Annotated in this window: 18 protein-coding genes; 7 read left to right on the forward strand and 11 right to left on the reverse strand. The window is 63.2% G+C overall.

The window, feature by feature from the left end; all coding sequences use genetic code 11:
- Nucleotides 1–8 precede the first annotated feature (8 nt).
- Genes E8K79_RS09695 through E8K79_RS09715 form a run of 5 tightly spaced genes read right to left on the reverse strand, consistent with a single transcriptional unit; the run spans nucleotide 9 to nucleotide 6,520 of the window.
- On the reverse strand, nucleotides 9–1,520 hold the full coding sequence (locus tag E8K79_RS09695) for a hydrogenase large subunit (protein WP_136514574.1): 1,512 nt from the start codon (nucleotides 1,518–1,520) through the stop codon (nucleotides 9–11).
- Nucleotides 1,517–2,950, reverse strand: a complete 1,434-nt coding sequence (locus tag E8K79_RS09700) for a proton-conducting transporter transmembrane domain-containing protein (RefSeq protein WP_136514575.1) — start codon at nucleotides 2,948–2,950, stop codon at nucleotides 1,517–1,519. The genes E8K79_RS09695 and E8K79_RS09700 overlap by 4 nt, the downstream gene beginning before the upstream one ends.
- Before the next feature lie 4 nt (nucleotides 2,951–2,954).
- Nucleotides 2,955–3,596: a hydrogenase gene (locus E8K79_RS09705; RefSeq protein WP_135870678.1), complete on the reverse strand. Its 642-nt coding sequence runs from the start codon at nucleotides 3,594–3,596 to the stop codon at nucleotides 2,955–2,957.
- A 4-nt stretch (nucleotides 3,597–3,600) separates the two neighbouring features.
- Complete coding sequence (locus E8K79_RS09710; protein ID WP_136514576.1) at nucleotides 3,601–4,509, reverse strand: respiratory chain complex I subunit 1 family protein; 909 nt, start codon at nucleotides 4,507–4,509, stop codon at nucleotides 3,601–3,603.
- A gap of 34 nt (nucleotides 4,510–4,543) precedes the next feature.
- Complete coding sequence (locus E8K79_RS09715) at nucleotides 4,544–6,520, reverse strand: proton-conducting transporter transmembrane domain-containing protein (protein ID WP_246043786.1); 1,977 nt, start codon at nucleotides 6,518–6,520, stop codon at nucleotides 4,544–4,546.
- A gap of 690 nt (nucleotides 6,521–7,210) precedes the next feature.
- On the opposite strand from E8K79_RS09715, the gene E8K79_RS09720 reads away from it, so the two are divergent.
- From E8K79_RS09720 to nrfD, 3 genes are read left to right on the forward strand one after another with little or no spacing between them, the layout of a single operon-like run.
- Entirely contained in the window at nucleotides 7,211–7,687 is a 477-nt protein-coding gene (locus tag E8K79_RS09720) for a multiheme c-type cytochrome (protein ID WP_136514577.1), read from the forward strand.
- On the forward strand, nucleotides 7,684–8,466 hold the full coding sequence (locus E8K79_RS09725; RefSeq protein ID WP_162604643.1) for a 4Fe-4S dicluster domain-containing protein: 783 nt from the start codon (nucleotides 7,684–7,686) through the stop codon (nucleotides 8,464–8,466). Before E8K79_RS09720 ends, E8K79_RS09725 begins: the two co-directional genes overlap by 4 nt.
- Before the next feature lie 2 nt (nucleotides 8,467–8,468).
- Nucleotides 8,469–9,713 carry an NrfD/PsrC family molybdoenzyme membrane anchor subunit gene (gene nrfD, locus E8K79_RS09730; protein WP_136514578.1) on the forward strand — a complete coding sequence of 415 codons (1,245 nt, stop codon included), beginning with the start codon at nucleotides 8,469–8,471 and terminating at the stop codon, nucleotides 9,711–9,713.
- 127 nt (nucleotides 9,714–9,840) lie between these two features.
- Here nrfD and E8K79_RS09735 read toward each other — a convergent pair whose 3' ends face one another.
- The 6 genes from E8K79_RS09735 to rnc all read right to left on the reverse strand — a co-directional run bounded on the left by E8K79_RS09735 (nucleotide 9,841) and on the right by rnc (nucleotide 17,268).
- Entirely contained in the window at nucleotides 9,841–11,835 is a 1,995-nt protein-coding gene (locus E8K79_RS09735; RefSeq protein ID WP_136514579.1) for a proton-conducting transporter transmembrane domain-containing protein, read from the reverse strand.
- A gap of 2 nt (nucleotides 11,836–11,837) precedes the next feature.
- Nucleotides 11,838–12,515 carry a PTS sugar transporter subunit IIA gene (locus E8K79_RS09740; RefSeq protein ID WP_136514580.1) on the reverse strand — a complete coding sequence of 226 codons (678 nt, stop codon included), beginning with the start codon at nucleotides 12,513–12,515 and terminating at the stop codon, nucleotides 11,838–11,840.
- A gap of 180 nt (nucleotides 12,516–12,695) precedes the next feature.
- Nucleotides 12,696–14,219, reverse strand: coding sequence for a NapC/NirT family cytochrome c (locus tag E8K79_RS09745; protein WP_136514581.1), 1,524 nt, complete (start codon nucleotides 14,217–14,219; stop codon nucleotides 12,696–12,698).
- Between the two features lie 267 nt (nucleotides 14,220–14,486).
- Nucleotides 14,487–15,383, reverse strand: coding sequence for a GTPase Era (era, locus tag E8K79_RS09750; protein ID WP_136514582.1), 897 nt, complete (start codon nucleotides 15,381–15,383; stop codon nucleotides 14,487–14,489).
- A 137-nt stretch (nucleotides 15,384–15,520) separates the two neighbouring features.
- Nucleotides 15,521–16,573: an elongator complex protein 3 gene (locus tag E8K79_RS09755; RefSeq protein ID WP_136514583.1), complete on the reverse strand. Its 1,053-nt coding sequence runs from the start codon at nucleotides 16,571–16,573 to the stop codon at nucleotides 15,521–15,523.
- Complete coding sequence (gene rnc, locus E8K79_RS09760) at nucleotides 16,570–17,268, reverse strand: ribonuclease III (RefSeq protein ID WP_136514584.1); 699 nt, start codon at nucleotides 17,266–17,268, stop codon at nucleotides 16,570–16,572. Before rnc ends, E8K79_RS09755 begins: the two co-directional genes overlap by 4 nt.
- Before the next feature lie 246 nt (nucleotides 17,269–17,514).
- Here rnc and tmk point away from each other — a divergent pair, with 246 nt between their 5' ends.
- The 4 genes from tmk to metG all read left to right on the forward strand — a co-directional run bounded on the left by tmk (nucleotide 17,515) and on the right by metG (nucleotide 21,683).
- Nucleotides 17,515–18,177 carry a dTMP kinase gene (gene tmk, locus E8K79_RS09765; RefSeq protein ID WP_136514585.1) on the forward strand — a complete coding sequence of 221 codons (663 nt, stop codon included), beginning with the start codon at nucleotides 17,515–17,517 and terminating at the stop codon, nucleotides 18,175–18,177.
- 3 nt (nucleotides 18,178–18,180) lie between these two features.
- The gene (gene holB, locus E8K79_RS09770) at nucleotides 18,181–19,143 is read left to right on the forward strand and encodes a DNA polymerase III subunit delta' (RefSeq protein ID WP_136514586.1); all 963 of its coding nucleotides are present in this window, start codon (nucleotides 18,181–18,183) and stop codon (nucleotides 19,141–19,143) included.
- 75 nt (nucleotides 19,144–19,218) lie between these two features.
- Nucleotides 19,219–20,157, forward strand: coding sequence for a PSP1 domain-containing protein (locus E8K79_RS09775; protein ID WP_136514587.1), 939 nt, complete (start codon nucleotides 19,219–19,221; stop codon nucleotides 20,155–20,157).
- On the forward strand, nucleotides 20,154–21,683 hold the full coding sequence (gene metG / locus E8K79_RS09780) for a methionine--tRNA ligase (RefSeq protein WP_136514588.1): 1,530 nt from the start codon (nucleotides 20,154–20,156) through the stop codon (nucleotides 21,681–21,683). Before E8K79_RS09775 ends, metG begins: the two co-directional genes overlap by 4 nt.
- Nucleotides 21,684–21,758: the final 75 nt, after the last annotated feature.

Raw genomic sequence — 21,758 nt, forward strand, 5'->3', positions numbered from 1 at the left:
TCGATCCCCTACAGGTCGACCCCGCAGTAGGAAAGGTTGAAGCTCTTGTTGCAAAGCGGGAAGTCCGAGATCTGCCCACCTCTCAGCGCCATGGCGAGCCCGCTCCAGTTGTGGAAGGAGGGGTCGGTCACCTTGTAGCGGGAAAATGCCCCGCGCGCGTCGGTGAGCGCCACGTGACACACCTCGCCGCGCCACCCCTCGGTGAGGGCGACGGCGAGACATTCCGCGGAAACCTCCCCCACCGCGCGCCGCGTCGCCCCACCGGGTAGTTGGGCGAGCTGTTCCTCGATGAAGTCGAGCGACTTCTCCATCTCCAGCCAGCGCACCATGGTCCGGGCATAGACGTCCCCGCTCTTTCCGGTCTCCACCGGGATCTGGCTCATGCTGTAGATGCCGAAGGGGTGGTCGCGCCGGATGTCGCGGTTCAACCCGCTCGCGCGCGCCGCGGGCCCCACAAGGCCTAGCTCCAGGGCGGTCTGTTCGCTCACGACACCGGTCCCCTCGAGCCTTGCCAGCACGGACGGGGTATCCCAAAGCAGATCGATGGCGTTGGTCACCTCGTCCCGGGCGGTCCTGATCCGGTCCGCGAGCTGGCGCGCCCCATCGGCGGAGAGATCGAAGGCGACGCCGCCGGGAACCACCAGGTCGCGCCCGAAGCGGCTGCCGCAGATGCCGGCGGTCATGTTGAGGAAGTCGCCCCGGATCCTGCCGCAGAAGGAAGCGGTGGGGAGGTAGCCCACGTCGCCTGAGATAGCGCCCAGATCCCCGGTGTGGTTCGCCAGGCGCTCCAGTTCGAGGGCAATGCCGCGCACGGCCTGGGCGCGGGCGGGAGGCGCCGTCGAGGCGAGCGCCTCCACGATCATGGCGTAGGCGGTGCCGTGGCCGATGGTGGTGTCCCCGGCCATGGTCTCGGCAAGCTTTCTCATCCTCTCGCCCGGGCGCCCCTGCATCATGCGCTCGACGCCGCGGTGCTGGTAACCAAGCGAGACCTCCAGGTGCATCACCTCCTCGCCAAAGCACTGGAAGCGGAAGTGCCCCGGCTCGATGATGCCGGCGTGCACCGGCCCCACCGCCACCTCGTGCACCTCGTCCCCCTCGACGCGATAGAAGTCCATGATGCCGATGGTCGGCGGGCGGTGCGGGGCCGACCCGGGAAGGGAGCCCAGCGCCGGGGCGAAACGGACCGGCTTTGGCCAAGGGTGCCCCTCCGGGTCCAGCGAGAACTGCTCAGCTATCTCCCGCTCGAAGAGATGGAGCTGCGGCGCCTCGTCGGTCAGGGAGTAGAAAGACTTACCCGTGACCAGCGTGCTCATGACACCTATGGTCGCGTGGCTCTTGAAGGAGAGGAGGCAGTAAAGCCTCACCCCGTCCTCGGCCTGGACCCCGAAGTAGGAGACCACGCGCCAGCCGCCGGAAAGAGCCGAGAGAAGCGCCTGGGCGAAACGATCCGGGGCGTGCTGCGGGATCTCGCGCAGGGAAAGGGTGCCGCCGTTTTGCGTGAAGACCATGGAAGGGGTCATGCCTCACCTCCCAAAAGTGCGGCGGCGTCATGCAAGAGCACCCGCAGCGGCTCGGGTATCCATACCCCCAGGACCAGCACGATCCCCATCAGGATGAGCGGCGGGAACACGGTCGGGAAGGCGTCGCGGTAACGGGTGCGCTCCAGGTCCTTCGGGACCTCGCCCAGGACCACCGGGAGCACGGTCGAGGCCATGCCGATGAAGATGAGGGCTAAGAACAGCAGGAAGAGCGCGCCGGTCACGTGGTTTCCCTGCCCGAAGGCGGAGGAGACGATGAGGAACTCGCTCACGAAGGGGGCGAAGGGGGGTGACCCGGTGATGGCAAGAAAGGCCGCCATGAAGAGCGCCCCGGACCATGGGGTGCGCCGGATCGCGCCGCGCACGAACTGGGTGCTCTTCGAGTTGTAGGCGCGGTGGATGTTGCCACAGGAAAGAAAGAGCACCCCCTTGGTGAGGGAGTTGTTGATCATGTGCAAAAGCCCCGCGAAGAGCGCCCCCTTGCCGAGGCCGAGCGCCACGGTGATGATGCCTACGTGCTCGACGCTTGAGTAGGCGAGCATCCTCTTGAAGTCGCTCTGGCGTGCCATGAAGACGGCGGCGAAGGCCATGGAGACAAGCCCCATGACGAGGAGCACCTGCTGGAAGAGCGCCCCTTCCGTGGAGGCGACCGCGATCTGGTACACCCGCAGGAGGGCGAGGAGCGCGCAGTTCACTAGCCCACCCGCAAGGAGGGCACCAACGAGCCCCGGGGCCTCGCCGTAGGCGTCCGGCTTCCAGGTGTGCAAGGGGGCGAGTCCCATCTTTGAACCGAAGCCGACCAGGAGGAAGATGAAGGCGGCGTGGCGCCACCCCGGGTGGAGCGCGGCGGCGTTGCCGATCAGGGTCGGCAGCAGAAGGGTCACCTCCTGCTTTGCGACGATGGTGGAGTAGGCAAGAAAGAAGAGCCCCAAAAGGGCGATGGCGATCCCCACCGAGCAGATGAGGAGGTATTTCCAGGTCGCCTCGATGGAGCGGGCGTTGTGGTTGAAGTAGATGAGGGGCGCCATGGTGAGGGTGGTCGCCTCGAGGGCGATCCATAGGAGCCCCAGGTGGTGCGAGATGGCGACGAGCGAAGTAGCCGACAGGCAGACGAGGAGCGATGCGCACAGGACCCGGTTCGGGCGTTTCAAGCGATAGGCGAGGTAGCCTACGGCGTAGAGCGAGCAGACCGTGAAGAGGATGGAGTTGCCCGCGAGCACCAGCTTGCCGAGCGCGTCGAGCAGGATCCACCCCCCCGGGGACGCCGCGGGAGCCTCGGCGATGAGCGTCGCGGTGATGGCCAGGTGCGCTAGCGAAACCACCGGGAGCACCCAGGCGCGCCGGCGGTTGTCCGGGACGAGCCAGGTAAGCGCGGCACCAAAAAGCGGGAGAAGAACCAGGGCCCACATCATGCAGTTATTCCTCCCTCAGCGCGGAGAGTCTCGAGGTGTCGATGCTCGAGAACTCGCGGCTGATGTGATTGATGACGATCCCCATGACGAAGATGCCGACCAGGAGGTCGAGAAGCGCCCCAGCCTCCACCATGACCGGCATGGCGTCGGCAAGGAGCAGGCCGAACAGGAAGATCCCGTTTTCCATGAGGAGGTAGCCGAGCACCTGGGAGATCGCCTTGCGCCGCCCCATGAGGACCAGGAAACCGCACATGAGGGTCGCCGCGGCGGCAGGGACCACGAGGAGCCCCTCGTGCTCGGGGGCGAGCGGAAGCTTCGCCGCGAAGATGAAGGCGAGCGAGGTGAAGAGCGCACCGAGCACCAGGGACGGGATGTAGCCGATGAACGGGGAGAACTCCCGCTCGATCTCCGCCTTCTTGATGGCGCGGATGATGAGGGTCGGGATCAGCGCCCCCTTGACGAGGACGATGCTCACCACGATGAAGGCCAGGTGCCAGGAGAAGGGGTGCACGAGCGCCGGGAGGACGCCGAGCAGCACCCCCTGCACGGCGACGCTTCGCACCGAAAAGGCGAGGCGGCTCGTGCCGAGGACGGCGAAGTTGATGAGTAGGCAAAGTACCAGGAGCTGGTCGGCCAGGGAATTCATATCGTCACCTCACTACCAGGACCAGGGAGAACGCGGTCAGAATCAGGGCTGCCACCAAAAGCTGGGGCACGCGGATCAGCCTCAGGCGCGCCATCACCGACTCGACCACACCGATGGCGACGGCAAGCCCCAGCATGCCGCAGGCGAAGATGCCCCAGTCGAGATAGCCGTTACCCGAGGAAAAGGGAAGCGCGATGTTCACGAAGAGCGCGCCCAGGAGGTAGAGCTTCAGGGCCGCGCCGTAGAGTATGCAGCAGAAATAGGGCCCGCTGTGGTCGAGCACCATCACCTCGTGGATCATGGTGAGCTCCAAGTGGGTGTTCGGGTCGTCGAAGGGGATGCGGCAGTTCTCGGCGAGGACCACCACGAAGAGCCCGGCCAAAAGCAGGATGAGAGCGGCACCGGTGGCGAGCCATACCGAGAGTGTCACGTGCTGCAGCATCGGCGTGAGACTCATGGTCCCCGAAAGCCTCGTGAGCGTGATGAGAGCGAAGAAGAGGGTCGGCTCGGCGAGGCAGGAGAAGGTGACCTCGCGGGCCGCCCCCATCCCCTCGAAGCTCGAGGCGGTGTCGAGCGCCGCGGTCGTGGTGAAGAAGCGCCCCAGGGCGAAGAGATAGGCGAAGAGGATCATGTCCCCCTCGAAGGAGATCGGTGCGGCGTGTCGCCCGAGAGGTACCAGAAGCGAGGCGAAGAGGGTCGCGGCGAGCGTCACCACGGGACCGGCGCGGAAGATCCAGGTCGTGCTATCCGAGAGGACGATCCCCTTTTGCATCAGCCGCCCCATATCGTAGTAGGGCTGCAGAAAAGGGGCGCCGACCCGGCCCGCGAAGGCCGCCTTGGTCTTGCCGATCACCCCGAGAAGCAGCGGGGGCATGGCGAGCACCAGCGCCATGTGGAAGATTGTGTCGATCATGTCCGACTCCTGTTCGCAATCATGCTCGCATAATTCAATGCACCCACAAAAGAAGCAGCATCAGCGTCACGAAGATGTAGAGGATGTAGATCTGCACCTCGCCATGCTGCAGCCTTCTCAGGAAGGCGCAGGCGACCCCCGCGATGTTCAGGAACGGGAGCACCACCCGATGCAGCAGGGTCTCCTCCGGCGCGTAACTGAGCCTCGCCGCCGCCGGGGCAAGTCCCCGCACCGGATCGACATGGAGCCGGGTCCGGATCAGGGCGCCGGAGAGGGACGAGAAGAAGACGCCGAAGGAGCTGCCGGTGTACTGGATGCGCGGCGAAGGGCGCAAGTAGCCGCATCCCCAGGTGGGTCCCGAGGTCGAGCATCCCTTCACCCTCCCCTGCAGGAAGAGGTACAGGACGGCAGCCAGGATGAGCACGCTTCCCCCCGCGACGGCAAACCAGACCGGGGGCACCGGCAGCGCCGAGACAAGCCCGGTGTCCGGGGCGAGCGCCCTCAGTGCCGGCTGCACCAACGCCATGAAGACCGGCGGGAAAAGCCCGCCCAGAAGGGAAAGGGCCGCGAGGAGGCCAATCGGGGCGAGCATGGTGACCGGCGCCTCGTGTCCGTGCGCGGCGGCTTCGGTGCGGGGTTCGCCCAGAAAAGCGATGCCGTAGAGTTTCACGAAGGCGATCACCGCAACGCCCCCCACCATGGCGAGGACCGGCGCCCCGAGCGCGATAAAGGGCGCTGCGGAGCGGGCCTCCCCGAAGAAGCCCAAGTAAAGGAGCATCTCGGAGGCGAAGCCGTTGAAGGGAGGGAGACCGCAGATGGCGATGGAACCGCACAGGGCGAAGAAGGCGGTGAAGGGAAGACGGCGCGCGAGTCCCCCCATCCGGTCGAGGTCGCGGGTCCCGGCGGCGTGCATGACGCTCCCGGCGCAGAAAAAGAGCAGCGGCTTGAATATGGCGTGGTTCAGGACGTGGAACAGCGCGGCGGCAAGCCCCAGGAAGGCGAGGCGCGGGTTGCCGCTTCCCTCCCCCAGAAGGAAGAGGCCGATGCCGGTGGTTATGATCCCGAGGTTTTCGATGCTGCTGTAGGCGAGCAGACGCTTGATGTCCTTTTGCGCCGAGGCGACGCAGATCCCGGCAAGGGCGGAGGTGAGCCCTACCGCGGTGAGGAGCGCGCCCCACCAGAGCGGACGTTCCGACACGAAGGACATGACCCGCAGAAGGCCATAGATCCCGACCTTGAGCATCACGCCGGAGAGGAGCGCGGATACGTGACTCGGCGCGTTGGCGTGCGCCGACGGGAGCCACAGGTGGAGCGGCATCATCCCGGCCTTGGAACCAAAACCGGCCAGGGCGAGGAGGAAGAGGACGCTCGTGACGCCGCCGGCGACGGCCAGGGACTGCGGCGCCGGAAAGGAGAAGCTCCCGGTGATCCAGAAAAGCGAAGCGAAAAGGGCCGTCAGCGCCGCCCCACCCAAGTGGCTCGCCACCAGGTACACGATCCCTGCGCTTCTCACCTCTTTCTCACCATGTTCGGCGACGAGCAGAAAATAGCCGGAGAGCGCCATCACCTCCCACGACATCATGAAGAGAAACCCGTTTCTCGCTACGACCACCATGGCCATGGCACAGGCGAGGAGACCGTAGAAAAAGGTGACGCTTTTTTCGGAATTATGGGAGGTTGCGGGCCAGTAACCGAGGGCGTAAAGGGAGCCTGCGGGGAAGATGAGGAAGATGGGGATCAGAAAGAATAGAGAGAGAGGGTCGAGGGCGACTTCGCAGGGGCCAAAGGGGAGGTTCCAGTTCAGGGTGAAGCTTGCTTCTCCACCGCCGATGAGCAGGTAGAGAATGGAAGGCAGCGCGAGAATTGAGCTTGTCAGGGCCGCTACCGAGGCCAGCCGCTGTCCCAGTGTTCCGTGTCTCAGAAAGAGACCGGGCAACCCGGAACAGCCGGCTAAAACTATTGCGCAAAGGACCAGAAATGCCGGGTCCCGCATCATGTCAAAAAACAACATAACCCACCCTTTCGAACCAGGAACGGATCGCGAATCTGACCATCGAGTTTCAACCTTCCGCGGCGTTCACCACGAAGCGGAAGGGGAGCAAAGCTGCCGGTACTGCCGCCCCCCGTGCGGCACGGCACGAAGTGCCGTTACTGTTTACAGGGGTGACAGGGACCTCAACATACTCCCTGAATATCGATTTGTCAAAAAAAGATTATTAATCTTTGAGCTGCGCCGATAAAACAACCGCACGGCTCAAGTTCCTTGTTTTCCTGCCGACTGGGGTTATCATTAAGGCCACACGTCCATCCATTCCGAACGATGTTATACAAAATACCAGATTCATAGTTTTTTTCATCCACTGTCGGGATTGATTACGAAGAAAAAAGGGGTTTCAAGACGGCGCTCCGGTAATGAGGTCACGCGAACAGGCGTGGTTTCAACGCGGACTCCCGGAGTACCGGAAGTTTGTCCACGAAGCGCTGCAGATGCCACCACGTCCTCCCCTTTGCGAAGGGGAGACAGAGGGGATTTGCTTTGGTCAATCACAGAACATCTAGCTGAGGCGGCCTTGGAAAAAACCAAATCCCCCCTGCCCCCCCTTCGCAAAGGGGGGAACGCTAGGGCTCGTGCAGCACTACGTGGGCAGTTGAATCCTGATTCCCAGCAACTTTTTGAACAACTAAACAAAAGGAGGGTGACGTGAAGAGTCACGTTTGGCGACCGCTTTTCGTCGTGCTGGTGGTGATCGCCCTGGTGCTGGTGGCGCGCAAGCTCCTGGTGCCGGCCGACTTCGGCGTCGGTGCGCGGGGGTACATGTACGGCTGGCACCGCGCCGGCAACGAGCAGCAGTGGAAAGAGGTGGCGGTGAAGTACAAGACCGCTCAGCACTGCATGCAGTGCCACCGCGACAAGTACGACGAGATGAAGGAGTCCCCGCACCGCAACATCAACTGCGAGAACTGTCACGGACCCGCCCTGAACCACCCGGACGATCCCCACACCCTGACCATGGACCGCAGCCGCGAACTCTGCGCGCGCTGCCACACCCGCCTCCCCTACCCCGGCAGCAACCGCGGCGTCATGAAGGGAATCGATCCGAAGACGCACAACGTCGGGCTTGACTGCGTGACCTGCCACTGGCCGCACGATCCCAGGAAGGAGGGACACAAGAGATGATCACTAGACGATCCTTCTGTAAAAAATCGCTGCTCATCGCCGGCGGCCTCGCCGTTCCCCTCGCCGCGCTGGAACTCTTCGATCCGCGCAAACTTCTCGCCGAGAAGGACCAGAAGGGGCCCCGTTGGGTGTTCCTGGTGGACACCCGCAAGTGCGTCGGCTGCGGCTTCTGCGTCAAGGGGTGCAAGGTGGAGAACGAGGTCCCTTACGATGCCAACGTGACCCGCACCTGGGTCGAGCGCTACGTGGTCACCAACGACGGCAAGACCCACATCGACTCCCCGAAGGGGGCGCGCGACGGCTTCCCGGAAAAGGGAATCGACATCGGCCACGGCAAGTTGGAGGAGATCAGGGACGAGGACATCGAGAAGGCGTTCTTCGTGCCGAAGCTGTGCAACCAGTGCGACAACCCGCCCTGCGTGCAGGTCTGCCCGGTGGGGGCCACCTACCAGACCGCGGACGGCGTGGTGCTCGTCGACCGCAAGTGGTGCATAGGCTGCGGCTACTGCATCATGGGGTGCCCGTACGGGGTACGCTTTTTCCACCCGGTCTACCACGTGGCCGAGAAGTGCAACTTCTGCTACCACCGCATCACCAAGGGGATGCAAACCGCCTGCGTCGACAGCTGCGCCTTCGGCGCCCGGCGCGTGGGGAACCTGCGGGACCCGGAAGACCCGGTGACCAAGGTGATCATGACCGAGCGAGTGAATGTGCTTAAAGAAGAGTACGGAACCAAGCCGCAGGTGTTCTACCTGGGGCTCTCCAAGGAGGTGAAATAGCCATGGTGCACGGAGAAGCCTGGACCATAAAGGAGTTTTTCACCTATCCCAACGAGTACATCTACTGGACCATCCAGATCGTCATGTACCCCTTCATGACCGGCCTCGTGGCGGGCGCCTTCGTGCTCTCCTCGCTGTACCACGTCTTCGGGGTGAAGCAGCTCAAAGACATCGCGCGTTTCTCGCTGGTCTTCTCGTTCGCGCTGTTGCCCGTTGCCATGCTGCCGCTTTTGATGCACCTGCAGCAGCCGTTCAGGGGGATCGAGGTGATGATGACGCCGCACTTCACCTCGGCCATCGCCGCCTTCGGCATCGTCTTCAGCACCTACGGCATGATCGTCGCGTCCGAGCTCTGGTTCGTGTACCGGAAGCACTTCGTGGAGACGGCGCAGGAATTGAAGGCGCTGCCGCAACCGGGGGCAGTGGACAAGCTGCGCTGCATCCTCTTCTCGGTCCTCACCCTCGGCGCGTGGGACGTCTCGCACGAGGCGCTCGAGGCGGACGAGCGGGCGGTGAAAAAGCTCGCCGCGGCGGGCATCCCGGTCGCCTGCTTCCTGCACGGCTACGCCGGTTTCATCTTCGGCTCGGTGAAGGCCAACGCGCTCTGGATGACGCCGCTCATGCCGGTCATCTTCATATGTTCCGCGGTCGTCTCCGGTATCGCCCTTTGCATCCTCACCTACATTCTCACCATGGAAATCAGGAAGCAGCTCTCGCTCAGGCGCCGCCTCGCCCATCCCGAGATCCCCTCCATGGAGGAGCTGAAGAGCGCCGAGGCGCACGTAGTCGCCATGACCTCGCGCTACCTCCTCATGTTCATGGTGGCGGCGATCACTCTGGAGCTTCTCGACCTGATCTTCAGGGGGTACACAGCTGTCAAATCGTGGGACATCCTGCGGAGCGTAATCTACGAGCGGGACTTCGTGAACATCTTCGTGATCCAGTACGGGCTAGGGAACCTGGTCCCCTTCTTCCTCTTCCTGATCCCCGGGCTCACCATCAGACGCGCCACGGTCGGGACGGTGCTCGTGCTTTTAGGGGTCTTCATGATGCGCTGGAACGTCGTCATCGGCGGGCAGGCGTTCTCCTCGTCCTTCTCTGGGTTCATGCACTACGTCCTGCCGATTTGGCCGACCAGCATGGAGACCCTGAAGGAAGGGCTCTTCGGCGCCCTCATCGTCGCCATCGTCCCCTTCTGCATCTTCTACGTGCTGAACAAGGTCATGCCGGTGTTTAAAAAGGCGTGAGGTACTTCAACGTTCGACGTTGAGCATTCGTCCACGCTCCTCCCCCCGCAGGGGGAGGGTCGGGAGGGGGGATTTCATGCCGGACAAAAGCCCCCTCCCTGCCCTCCCCCTCCGGGGGCGGGGTTTATCAAGTCAGCGCAAGCAGCAGCACCAGCGTGAGGAAGGTATAGAAGATGTAGATGTTCAGCCTGCCGTGCTGAAGCCTGCGCACCGGCGCGGCCTTCTCGAAGAGATACTCCAGGAAGGGAAGGTAGATCTTCTCCAGCGTGGTCTCGGGGACGTGGGTCGCTCGACTGGAAGCTCCCGGAAAAAGCCCCTGCACCTCTTCCCGATGCTCCTCCGGACGGAGCATCACGGAAAACCAGCGCACCACCGTGGAGCCAAACGATGACGCGGTGTATTGTATTCTCGGCGATGGCCTCAGATAACCGCACCCCCAGGTGGGGCCGACCTGCACCGGCAACTTGGCGGCGCTCCTGGCAAAGAAGACCCAGAGCAGGACGAGCAGCAGAATCAGCCCCAGTCCAAGCAAGGAAATCCAGTTGAATGGCACCAGGTTCCAGATCCCCTGCGAGGCGAGCGCACCCTGGTACTCAACTAGCGCCTCATTCAGAAGATGCCCGAAAAGCCCGGGGAAGAGCCCGATCAGCGCGCAGCACAAGGCAAGCACCCACATCGGCGCCAGCATCCCCCCCGCCGCTTCTTCCCCACCGTCATGCGCACTCGAGCGCGGCGCACCCAAGAAAACCACACCAAAGACCTTCACGAAACAGGCAACCGCCAGCCCCCCTACCAGCGCAAGTACCGGCGCGGCGAGCGCCGGAAGCAACCCGGCGACGCTGCCGGCGGTCCCGACGGCGCTGAAGGAGCCTAAATAGACCATCAGCTCGCTCACGAAACCGTTCAGAGGCGGGAGTCCGCAGATCGCCACCGCCCCGACCAGGAAAAAGAGCGCCGTGTAGGGAAGCCGCCGCGAGACGCCACCCAAGAGGTCGATCTCGCGGGTGTGCACGGCATGGATCACCGATCCCGCCGACAGGAAGAGCAGCGCCTTGAAAAGCGCGTGGTTCATCACGTGCAGCAGCGCCCCACCCGCTCCGAGCGCCACCAACGCAGGTCGTCCCTGGCTGTCGCCGATCAGGGCGATCCCCAATCCCATCATGATGATGCCGATGTTCTCGATGCTGTGGTAGGCGAGAAGCCGTTTCAGGTCATGCTGTCCGATGGCGTAGACGACTCCGACAACGGCGGAGATGCAGCCAAGGAGCAGAACCAGCCCCCCCCACCAGACCGGCGGCGCCGCGAACCCTGAGAAGATGCGCATCATCCCGTAGATGCCGGTCTTCAGCACCAGCCCGGAAAGGATCGCGGAGATGTGGCTCGGCGCGTTGGCGTGGGCTGAGGGGAGCCAGATGTGCAGCGGCATCACGCCCGCCTTCATCCCGAAACCGACGAGGGCGGTGAGAAAGATACCGGTAGCGACGGGCCCCGCGGCGGGGAGTGCCCCCTCGGCCGGGAAAAGGTAGGCGCCGGTCGCGGCGTTGATCAGCGAGAAGGTGGCGAAAAGCGCCAGCGCACCGAGATGCGCCGTGATCAGGTAGAGCGTTCCCGCCTCGCGCACCTGCTCCTTCTCGTCTTCGGCGGTGAGGGCGAAGTAGGCCGCGAAGGCCATCACCTCCCAGGCCATGAGAAAAAGCATCATGCTCTTCGCGATGAAAAGCATGGTGAGCGACGCCCCGAGGAGTCCCAGGAAAAAGGCGAGCTTACCGCCGTGCGCCGGATGGCGGTCGACGGGCCAGTAGGCGGCGCCGTAAACCGCGCTGCAGCCGATAATTGTATAGACTGGAAGCAGGAAGAAGGCGGAAAGGGGATCGACGCCGATCTCAAGGTCGCCGAAAGGAAGCCCGGAGGGGAGCAAGAAGCTTCCGGGAACAGGGTGAACGAGGGCGAAGAGGGCGCCGGCAAGGCCTAGCAGGGAAGCGGCCACCATGAAGGCGACGCCGAACTTCTGGGCGGGACGCGACTCCTTCTGCAGCAGAAGCGGCACACCGGAGACGAGCTGGCAGCCACCGGCGAGCAACAACAGTACAAGGGACGTCGCAGGCTCGCCGGAGAGGAACATGGTCAGCTCCTTTTGCCGCGCTCGCAGCGCCTTGCCGCCTCCATGATGGCCGCGGGATCACAGGCAAGGTTCAGGGAGGCCCGGAATTCCTTGTCGTGCAGGGCGTAAGCGAGTCGTGAAAGCAGGTGCAGATGCACCTTAACTGTCGGACTGGTGATAAGGAAGAGGATGCGCACCGGGAGGCCGTCGAGGGCGCCGAAGTCGATGGGCTTTTCCAGGAAACAAAGCGTGACGGCGGGCAGCGGCTTGTTCTGCAGGAGAATGGGGTTGCGGACGTGCGGGATGGCGATGCCGTCGCCGATGGCGGTGGTGCCGAGGGCCTCGCGGGCCAGAAGCACCTGGAGCAGGAACTCCGGGTCCATCTGCGGGGGAAGCGGCAGGAGGTTCACCATGTTGCGCAGCACGGAGAGCTTGTCGTCGCCGGCTACGCCGCAGTGCACACCGCCCGCCTCGAGCGCCTGGCTGAGCGTGGGGAGCTCGACATCGGCCTGCGCCGCCTCGAACAGCTCCGGCGGCACCTTGATACCGTGCTCGGTCGCCCACTCAAGCAGGTCCACCCGGTTGATCTGGAACGTGCCCCGCACCAGGGTGGCCGGCAGTTTATCCCTCTTGATCCACTTCATGACCGTGCTCTCGTCCTGATGCAGCAACGCGGCCACTTCCGAAGACTTCATCAACATCGGTTGCTCCCCCAAAGGTCCTGAAAACAGGGTAAGGTATAGCACCGTTAAGACAAAGATACAAGGTCGTTAATCTGGAAAAACTTGAATCGAACCGCCCCCTTGGGGCCATACGCGCGCGAGCGGTAAAAAGAAAGCCCCCGGATCACTCCGGGGGCTTTCTGGTGCAGCCTTTAACTCTTATTTCTTGGCGTGTTGCTCGCCGCCCGGGACGTCCTGCCCGCCTGCGCTGTGGCAGTCGCTGCAGTTCGCCTTGAAGAGCTCGTCGCCGATGTCGACCGGGTGCACGAACTCACTGTGCTTACTTCCCTCCAGGATATTCTCCTGCTTCTGGCTAAGGACGGTGTGGCACATGTTGCAGTCCTTGGAGATCACCTTGCCGGTTGCCGTCTTGTGCTTGCCATCGTGGCAGCGGAAGCAACCCGGAGTGTAGAAGTGGCCGATGTGGTTCGGGTAGGTGTTCCAGCTAACCTTCATCGCCGGGAAGAAGTTCCTGGTGTAGATGTCCTGCACCACGGTCACCGCGTGGGCAATCTCCTTGGTCTTCTGCTTGGAGACGTTCGGGTAATTCTTCGCGTAGTACTCCGGCAGGTCCTTGGCGATGGTCGCCGTGGCCTCTTCCTTGTTCTTGTACGGCCTGGTGAGGATCTCGACCGCAGTCTTCTTCAGGTACGGCAGTGCGATGTCAATGCGCTTGGCGGCCAAGGCCTCGTCCATCTCCACACCCGGGGAGCGGTAGATGTGGGCCGGGCGGTTGTGGCAATCGAGGCAGTCCATGACGCGTTTCTCAGCCTTGGCGACATCCGCCTTGGAGAGCGGCTTCTCGGTATTGAAATACTCGGTGATCGAGCCGTCCTTCTCCTTGACCGCGATGTACGGGATGTCCAGACGCTGCCGGTCGGTCGCGATGTAGCGGACCTCCTGACCGATGTGCCAGTGGATCCCCTTGTTGTGCTGGCTCTTCGGTGTCCCGCCGATATTGATCAGCATGTTGATCTCGCGGGGGGTGTTCTCCTCGTTCGGCGCATAGTGGTAGAACACCTTCTGGCGCCCGGCGTAGAACTTCTCCGGCCAGTGGCAGTGCTCGCAGGTGTCACGCGCCGGGCGGAGGTTGTCGATCGGGGTCTGGATGGTCTCAGGATAAGTGTGGAAGGCGACGGCGTAAAGCTGCCTCATCCCGGAGATCTTAGCCTTCACGTACCATGCGGCGCCCGGTCCCACGTGGCACTCGACGCATTTAACCTTGGCGTGCGGGGAGTTGGCCCATGCCACGTGCTCCGGCTCCATCACCTTGTGACAGAGCTCGCCGCAGAAGGTGGTCGACTCGGTGAACTCGTACCCCTTCAGCGAAGCGACGGATACGATGAGGACAAAACCGATGCTGGCGACGACGAAGAAGATGAACAGATGGCGCTTGTGCGCATCGTTGAAGTCCACCCGCGGGAAGGGGGCGATGTCCTCTTCGGGATGCCTGCGCCTTTTCTCCCGCACGATGTAGGCCCCAAGCGGAACCAAAAGCAGGCCCACGATGAGCATGCCCGGGAAAAGGAAATAGGTCATCAGACCGAGGTAAGGCTTCTCGACGCCCGTGATCCCCTCGTACGAGAGGAAGCCGATGATCAGGCTGGTCGCGGTGACGGCGAGGATCATGCCGACCAGACTGATCAGGTTCCAGGCGTAGCCGGCATACTTTCTAAGTGCCATAGTGTCGTCTCCTTGCGTGTTTTCGTATGGTTAGCGAAAATAGGGCAGAACCTTACTATCCGACATGACTTATGTCAAAAAAAACTATGTTAATGTATACGCGAAACTTTAGAACAGCTATCTACAAAAAAGTCGCAGAAATCATGCGGGAAATACCACCAGCACAAGAGTAGCCTTTATCGTTTTAAAAAACGTCGTTATAATATCAGGAGATCTAATGGTATGCAAGCTTTTACTCATGAGGAGCCGAAACCGGCTCCGGCATACCTACGACTCGTAGCCGAACTCCTTCAGCATGCGGCTGTTGTCGCTCCACTCGCCGCTCACCCGAACGAACAGTTCCAGGAAGACCTTGGCATCGAGCAGGCGTTCGATTTCCTGGCGCGACTGGGTACCGATCTTTTTGAGCATCTCCCCCCTGCGGCCGATGATGATCCCCTTCTGCGAGTCGCGCTCGACGTTGATGGTCGCCTGGATGGCGACGACGCCGTTTTCACGCTCCTTGAAACTGTCCACCACGACGGCGACCGAGTACGGGACCTCGTCATGCGTCAGCCGGAAGATCTTCTCCCTGACGATCTCGGCAACGATGAAGCGCTCCGGCACGTCGGTCAAGATGTCGTCCGGGAAATAGCAGGGCCCTTCAGGGAGAAGGCCATGCACCAGCTGCACGAGCTGCTCGACTCCGTCGCCGGTGCTCGCGGAAACCGGGATGATCTCCTTGAACGGGTAGGTGTCGCCGTAGATCCCCATGCGCTCCAGAAGCTCGCCCTTGGGGACCAGGTCGATCTTGTTCATCACGAGGATCACGGGCGCCTCCACGCCGGAAAGCACCTCCTTGATCATCCCCGCCTCCTTTTCCGGGTCGGCGGCGCCGTCCACGAGAAAGAGGATCAGGTCGACGCCCTGCACCGAGGAGAGTGCCTCGTCCACCATGAACTTGTTGAGACGGGTCTTTGCGCGATGGATGCCGGGGGTGTCGAGGAAGACGATCTGGCCGCCGGGTATGTTGTGGATGCCCTTGATCTGGTTGCGGGTGGTCTGCGGCTTGTCCGAGGTGATCATGAGCTTCTCACCAAGGATGCGGTTTAACAGCGTGGATTTACCGACGTTCGGGCGCCCCACGATGGAGACGAAACCGGAACGGAACACCTGTTCAGACATGCATAGCCCTCCTGGCTCTTATACGTAATTAGAAAGCGGTACAACATACGGGAAAAGGTTTAGCAAGGAAAGCTCTCTTTGCGTCCCCGGCAGGCGTCGGGGACACCGACACAGTATACACCGAAGCGGCGCAATGCCTAGTGCTGCGGGTGTAGGTCCGGGCGACGGGCGTAACGCACCCCGCCTTGCCAGTTAAGAGAGATGAGCTGCGGGTCGAGTGCCGCGTCCTCATGAACCGAGGCGTCAACGCCGTGTTGCGCGCCAAGGCGCGCGAGGTTCCCCCTCTTCTGCCCGATGAGGTCGGAAACCCTGCCGCGCGGCGCACCGAAGGAGACGTGGCTTCCGGCCGGGACGCCTTCAAGAAGGGCGCACATGACGTCGAAGCAGATCTCGGAGGCGACGAGCTGCCCGAAGGCGGGATGGTAGGGGCCCGCGAGGAGCGTGCCGGGGCGCTCCAGCTCGGCCGTCGGCTGAAGCCCCATACGGATCACCGGGATACCGGCGCACGCGGCGGCGACAAGCATCTCCTTGCAGAGGATGACCGCATCCGGGAGTGCGAGCGGAGTGTAGGTGCCGCACCGGTAACGCTCGGCAAGTTCGGTCCCCTCTATGACGAGGGTGGGATAGATGCGCAGGAAGGAGGGGCGAAGGGCGATGGCGACGCGCAGCGTGGCAAGCGAGCGCTCCCACGTGTCGCCGGGAAGCCCGGGCATGAGCTGGATACCGACCGCGATGCCGGCTTCCTTCAGGGCCGCCACGGCAAGTTCCACTTCGGCGACCCCGTGGCCGCGCCCGGAAAAAAGGAGCACCTCGGGGTCCATCGATTGGACGCCGAGTTCGACGGTGGCGACGCCCCGCTCGCGCAGAAACCGTGCCCTCCCCGCATCCACCGCGTCGGGGCGCGTCGAAAGACGGACCGAGGCGAGGATCCCGCACTCGAGAAGCGGCTGCAGAGGGGCGAGCAGCGCCTCCTGATCGGCCGGGGGGAGCGCCGTGAAGGTCCCGCCGTAAAAGGCGACCTCGAGGCTGCGCCCGGGGGCGCCGGCGCGGTACTCCTCGATGCGCGAGAGGAGCTCGGCCGGGGTGGGAAGGACGCCCCGCGCCCCCGCCACCTTCTCCTGATCGCAAAAGACGCAGCGGTGCGGGCACCCAAGGTGCGGGATGAAGAAAGGGACGAACAGCGGCCTCAAGGCTTCCCCTTGAGAAGCTGCATCGCGGCGCGGGCCGCATCCTGCTCGGCCTCCTTCTTGGTGCGCCCCACCCCTTCCCCCATGAGCTCTTCGCCGATGTACACCTCGACGCTGAAGCTCCGGTCGTGGTCTGGGCCGCTCGCCTGTTTCAGCTGGTAACGCGGCAGTTCGCCGCGAAGAAGCCGGGCGCGCTCCTGCAGTTCGGTCTTGGCGTCCCGTCCGCTCAGGATCTCGGGACAGGAGAGAAGCGGCTCGAAGAGCCCGTGCACGACGGCGCGCACCGCGTCGATGCCGCCGTCGAGATAGACCGCGGCGAGAAGGGCCTCGAAGGCGTCGGCCAAGAGCGAGCGCTTCTCACGCCCGCCCCCCTTCTCCTCCCCTTTGCCAAGGCGCAGCGACGCGCCGAGCTCAAGGCTCCCGGCGATGCGGGCGAGGCTCACCTCGTCCACGAGCGCCGCGCGCATCTTGGTGAGTTCCCCTTCCCTGCTTTGCGGAAAACGCACGAGCAGCAGGTCCGAGAGGAGAAAATCAAGCACGGCGTCGCCGAAAAACTCCAGGCGCTGGTTGTCCTTGCCGCCCGCCTCGTTCACGTAGGTGCGGTGGGTGAGCGCCTCTTCCAGAAGTTCGCGCTTGGCGAACCGGTAGTTCAGCCGTTGCTCCACTCTTTGCATCTTGTCTTCCCGTATCTCGCTCATGATAAAGCCCACGTTTCTCCTTAATTTGAGGCAACTATAGTCAAAGGTCTTCGGCATGGCAATAAGGTTCTATGCGCGTGACTCAGGCGGGGTGATGGACCGGCGCCGGCAACGGTCACGGCAAGTCCGCGCCAGAGGCGGCAGGAAGCGGCGCAAAGCGGCTCGGGAAGGGCATTTAAATCTTGCATAATGATCACCCCTCCCATATAATTCAGTGATTTTATAAGAGATCATGAGACCGGTGACATGGGCTTTTTCATTACATTTGAAGGCGTTGAAGGGTGCGGTAAAACGACCCAACTGAGGCTCCTGAAGGAGCGTCTCCAGGCTGCGGGAGAGAAGGTGGTCGCGACGCGCGAACCGGGCGGCTGTCCGATCGCGGACCAGATGCGCGCCATCCTGCTCGATGCCAAGAACAGCGCCATCACCCCGCTTGCCGAACTCCTTCTTTACGCGGCGGCGCGTGCACAGCACGTTCAAGAGGTGATCGCCCCGGCGCTTAAGCGCGGCGAGACGGTCCTTTGCGACCGCTTCACCGACGCGACGCTCGCCTACCAGGGGCATGGGCGTGAGCTCGACCTCGCCGTGATCGGGCAGTTGAACGGTCTCGCGACGGCCGGCGTTCAGCCGGCGCTCACCGTGCTCATCGACTGCCCGGTGGAGATCGGGCTTGCCCGCGCGCTCTCCCGCATCGAGGCCACCACCGGCGCGCGCGAGGAGCGCTTCGAGCTGGAATCGGTGCGTTTCCACGAGCGGGTGCGCGCGGGGTACCTCGCCTTGGCCGCCGCGCAGCCCGAGCGTTTCGTGATCGTGGACGGCTCCGGCGACGTGGCCGCCACCGAGAAACGGATGCTGGCCGCGCTGGCCAAGCGCCTTCCCGCGGCAGCCCAAGCGGCGCTCGGGGCGTAGCCGATGCCCTTTTCCGAGATCATAGGGCAGGACCGGGCCATCTCGGTGCTGAAGCGCTCCATCGCGCTGGATCGGGTGGCGCACGCCTACCTCTTCTCCGGCATCGAGGGATGCGGCAAGAAAAAGACGGCCCTTGCCATGGTGCAGGCCGTCTTCTGCGGCAAGGAGGACGCCTGCGGCGTCTGCCCCTCCTGCAGGAAGATCGCAAACGGCCAGCACCCGGACCTCCATACCCTTGAGCCGGACGGCGCCTTCATAAAGATCGACCAGATCCGCGAGCTGCAAAAGGAACTCGCCTACCGCCCCTTCGAAGCGCCCAAGAAGGCGTGCATCATCGACGGGGCCGAGAAGCTGAACCTCTCTTCGGGGAACGCCCTTTTGAAGACCCTGGAGGAGCCGCCGGGCAACGCGCTGATGATCCTCATCACCGCCGAGCGCTCCGCGGTCCTGCAGACGATACTCTCCCGCTGCCAGACGCTCGACTTCCAGCCGTTGCCGGCCGAGATGGTCGAGGCGCGGCTTTTGCGCGAGCAATTCCCGGCCGAGGCCGCCCGCGTCGCCGCCTCCCTTTCCGGCGGCAGCCTGAAGCGTGCGGTGGAAGTCGCTACCGACGGCGTGCTAGAGGGACGGGTGAACTTCCTGGAGCGGGTGCTTGCGCTGAACTTGAAAGACGTGAACGCGCTTTTCGCCGCGGCTGAGGAGTTCGCCGCCGACAAGGAGGGGCTCCCGGGTTTTCTCGAGCTGCTCCTCTCCTTTCTGCGCGACGTGCTCATCTACCGCTCCACCCCGGAGGCGCTTGCCAATTCGGACCTCGCGCACCTGGTGGCCCGTGAGGCGGAGCGCAGCCCGCAGCAGCGCATCATTGACCTGATCGAGCAACTGGTCGCCACGCGCCGGATGCTCGTTCGCAACGTGAACGCGAGGCTCGCCCTCGAGGTCTTCTTCATGCGCCTGGCGGAGCGGTAAAGCCGCCTCGCGCTTCCCTGCAGTACCGGCACAAACCACAGGTTGATCAGACCTGTTTTCTCTTTGGAGGCATTTTTGGCACAGATCGTAAGGATTCAATTCACCACCGCTGGAAAGCTCTACGACTTCAGCGCCGGCAAGACCACCGTCAAGCCGGGTGACCGCGTCATCGTGGAGACCGAACGTGGTAAAAGCATAGGCCAGGTCGTCGCCGGCCCCATCGACGTGGAGGACTCGCTCGTCCCGGAGGGGATCAAGCCGTTACAGCGCCTGGCCGACCTCGCCGACCTCGCGACCCTCGCCGCCAACACGGCGAAGGAGAAGGAGGCGCACAAGTTCTGCCTCTCCCGCATCAAGGAACGCGGCATGGACATGAAGCTCGTCCGGGTCGAGTACCTCTTCGACGGCTCCAAGGCGATCTTCTACTTCACCGCCGACGGCCGCGTCGACTTCCGCGAACTGGTGAAGGACCTGGCCCACGCCTTCCACACGAGAATCGAGATGCGCCAGATCGGCGTCAGGGACGAATCGAAGATGGTTGGCGGCATCGGCATCTGCGGCCGCGAGCTCTGCTGTTCCTCGTACCTCAGGGAGTTCGAACCGGTATCGGTGAAGATGGCAAAAGAGCAGAACCTGGCCCTCAACCCGAGCAAGATCTCAGGGCAGTGCGGCAGGCTCTTGTGCTGCCTCTCCTACGAGTTCGAGACCTACTGCAACCTGAGAAAGGGGCTCCCGAAGTGCGGCAAGCGCGTGCAGTGCGGCTGCGTCGACGGCGAGGTGGTGAAGGTCAACGTACTGGACCAGACGGTAACGCTTAAGACCACGGACGACTCGCTGGTCACCCTCAAGGGGGAGGAGATCGCGCCGGAGAACGTGAGCGACCGCGTGAAGAAACCGCCGCAGCAAAAAGGTGAGCAGCAGGGGGGCGACAAGGGCAAGGCCCAGGGGCCCGGCAAGCAGCGCCGCAATCGGCCCGTCGACGTCAAGGAAAGAAAAAAGGAGAAACCACAATGAAACCGGCTTTTTACGTCACCACCCCCATCTACTACGTAAATGACGTCCCGCACATAGGGCACGCTTACACCACCTTGGCCGCGGACGTGCTGGCGCGCTACAAGCGGCTCAAGGGGTTTGACGTCTTCTTTCTGACCGGCACCGACGAGCACGGCCAGAAGGTCGAGAAAGCCGCCAACGCCGCGGGCGAGACTCCGCTCGAGCTCGCCGACCGCGTCATGAAGCGCTTCCAGTCGCTGTGGGAGAAGCTGGAGATATCCAACACCGACTTCATCCGCACGACGCAGGAGCGCCACAAGAAAGGGGTGTCCGTCCTCTTCGAGCGGGTCATGGAGAAAGGCGACATCTACCTCGGCGAGTACGAGGACTGGTACTGCACCCCGTGCGAGACCTTCTGGACCGAGACCCAGCTCATCGACTACAAGTGCCCGGACTGCAACCGTCCCACCGAAAAGCTGAAGGAGGAGTCCTACTTCTTCAGGATGAGCAAGTACCAGGACCAGCTGCTCGCCCACATCGAGGCGAACCCGGATTTCATCCAGCCCAAGAGCCGCAGAAACGAGATCATCTCCTTCGTGAAGGAGGGGCTTCGCGACCTCTCGGTCTCCCGCACCACCTTCCAGTGGGGCATCCCGGTCCCAGGCAACGACAAGCACGTGGTCTACGTCTGGTTCGACGCGCTCACGAACTACATCACCGCACTCGGCTACCCCGAGGAAGGGGGCGACTTCGAGAAGTACTGGCCCTGCGACGTGCACCTGATCGGCAAGGACATCCTGAGGTTCCACACCGTCTACTGGCCCACCTTCCTGATGGCCGCCGGCCTCCCGATCCCGAGTAAGGTCTTCGCCCACGGCTGGTGGACCGTCGAGGGGCAGAAGATGAGCAAGAGCCTGCAGAACGTGGTCGAGCCGAACATGCTGATCGACAAGTACGGCGTGGACGCGGTGCGCTACTTCCTGCTGCGCGAGGTCCCCTTCGGTCTCGACGGCGACTTCTCGCACCAGGCGCTCATCCACCGCATCAACTCCGACCTAGCCAACGACCTCGGGAACCTCTTGAACCGCTCCACCGCGATGCTCGGCAAGTATTTCGGCGGCGTTTTGCAGACCCCGGGCGAGGAGAGCGAGCTGGACAAGGCGTACCGCGAGAAGACCGTGGCGATGATCGGGCAGGTGGACGGCTTCATCGACGAGCTCGCCTTCAGCCGCGCCCTGCAGGCGATCTGGGAAGTGATCTCCGCCGGCAACAAATACATCGACGAGACCGCCCCGTGGACCCTCGCAAAGGACCCGGAAAAGCGCGAGCGTCTCTCCACGGTCATGTACTACATGCTCGAGAGCCAGAGGATCGTGTACACGCTTCTCTCCGCGTTCATGCCGAAGACGGCGCAGAAGGGGCTTTCCTGCCTCGTCGGCTCCGACGAGGCGACCGCCGAGGGGCTTGCCTGGGGCAGGCTGAAACCCGGCACCGCCATCGCCAAGGCAGAGGCGCTCTTCCCGAGGATCGAGGAAAAGGCGGAGTAAACCTGGCTCACGCAAAGACGCAAAGCCGCAAAGACACAAGAAAACAAGGCAAAACGTTTAACAGGGATGAATGGG

The organism is Geomonas edaphica (assembly GCF_004917075.1).
Taxonomy (GTDB): Bacteria; Desulfobacterota; Desulfuromonadia; order Geobacterales; family Geobacteraceae; genus Geomonas; species Geomonas edaphica.

Coding starts and splice junctions, on each gene's coding strand:
- E8K79_RS09695 (WP_136514574.1), bottom strand. CDS start 1,520: ATGACCCCTTCCATGGTCTTCACGCAAAACGGCGGCACCCTTTCCCTG.
- E8K79_RS09700 (WP_136514575.1), bottom strand. CDS start 2,950: ATGATGTGGGCCCTGGTTCTTCTCCCGCTTTTTGGTGCCGCGCTTACC.
- E8K79_RS09705 (WP_135870678.1), bottom strand. CDS start 3,596: ATGAATTCCCTGGCCGACCAGCTCCTGGTACTTTGCCTACTCATCAAC.
- E8K79_RS09710 (WP_136514576.1), bottom strand. CDS start 4,509: ATGATCGACACAATCTTCCACATGGCGCTGGTGCTCGCCATGCCCCCG.
- E8K79_RS09715 (WP_246043786.1), bottom strand. CDS start 6,520: ATGTTGTTTTTTGACATGATGCGGGACCCGGCATTTCTGGTCCTTTGC.
- E8K79_RS09725 (WP_162604643.1), top strand. CDS start 7,684: ATGATCACTAGACGATCCTTCTGTAAAAAATCGCTGCTCATCGCCGGC.
- nrfD (WP_136514578.1), top strand. CDS start 8,469: ATGGTGCACGGAGAAGCCTGGACCATAAAGGAGTTTTTCACCTATCCC.
- E8K79_RS09735 (WP_136514579.1), bottom strand. CDS start 11,835: ATGTTCCTCTCCGGCGAGCCTGCGACGTCCCTTGTACTGTTGTTGCTC.
- E8K79_RS09740 (WP_136514580.1), bottom strand. CDS start 12,515: ATGTTGATGAAGTCTTCGGAAGTGGCCGCGTTGCTGCATCAGGACGAG.
- E8K79_RS09745 (WP_136514581.1), bottom strand. CDS start 14,219: ATGGCACTTAGAAAGTATGCCGGCTACGCCTGGAACCTGATCAGTCTG.
- era (WP_136514582.1), bottom strand. CDS start 15,383: ATGTCTGAACAGGTGTTCCGTTCCGGTTTCGTCTCCATCGTGGGGCGC.
- rnc (WP_136514584.1), bottom strand. CDS start 17,268: ATGAGCGAGATACGGGAAGACAAGATGCAAAGAGTGGAGCAACGGCTG.
- tmk (WP_136514585.1), top strand. CDS start 17,515: ATGGGCTTTTTCATTACATTTGAAGGCGTTGAAGGGTGCGGTAAAACG.
- holB (WP_136514586.1), top strand. CDS start 18,181: ATGCCCTTTTCCGAGATCATAGGGCAGGACCGGGCCATCTCGGTGCTG.
- metG (WP_136514588.1), top strand. CDS start 20,154: ATGAAACCGGCTTTTTACGTCACCACCCCCATCTACTACGTAAATGAC.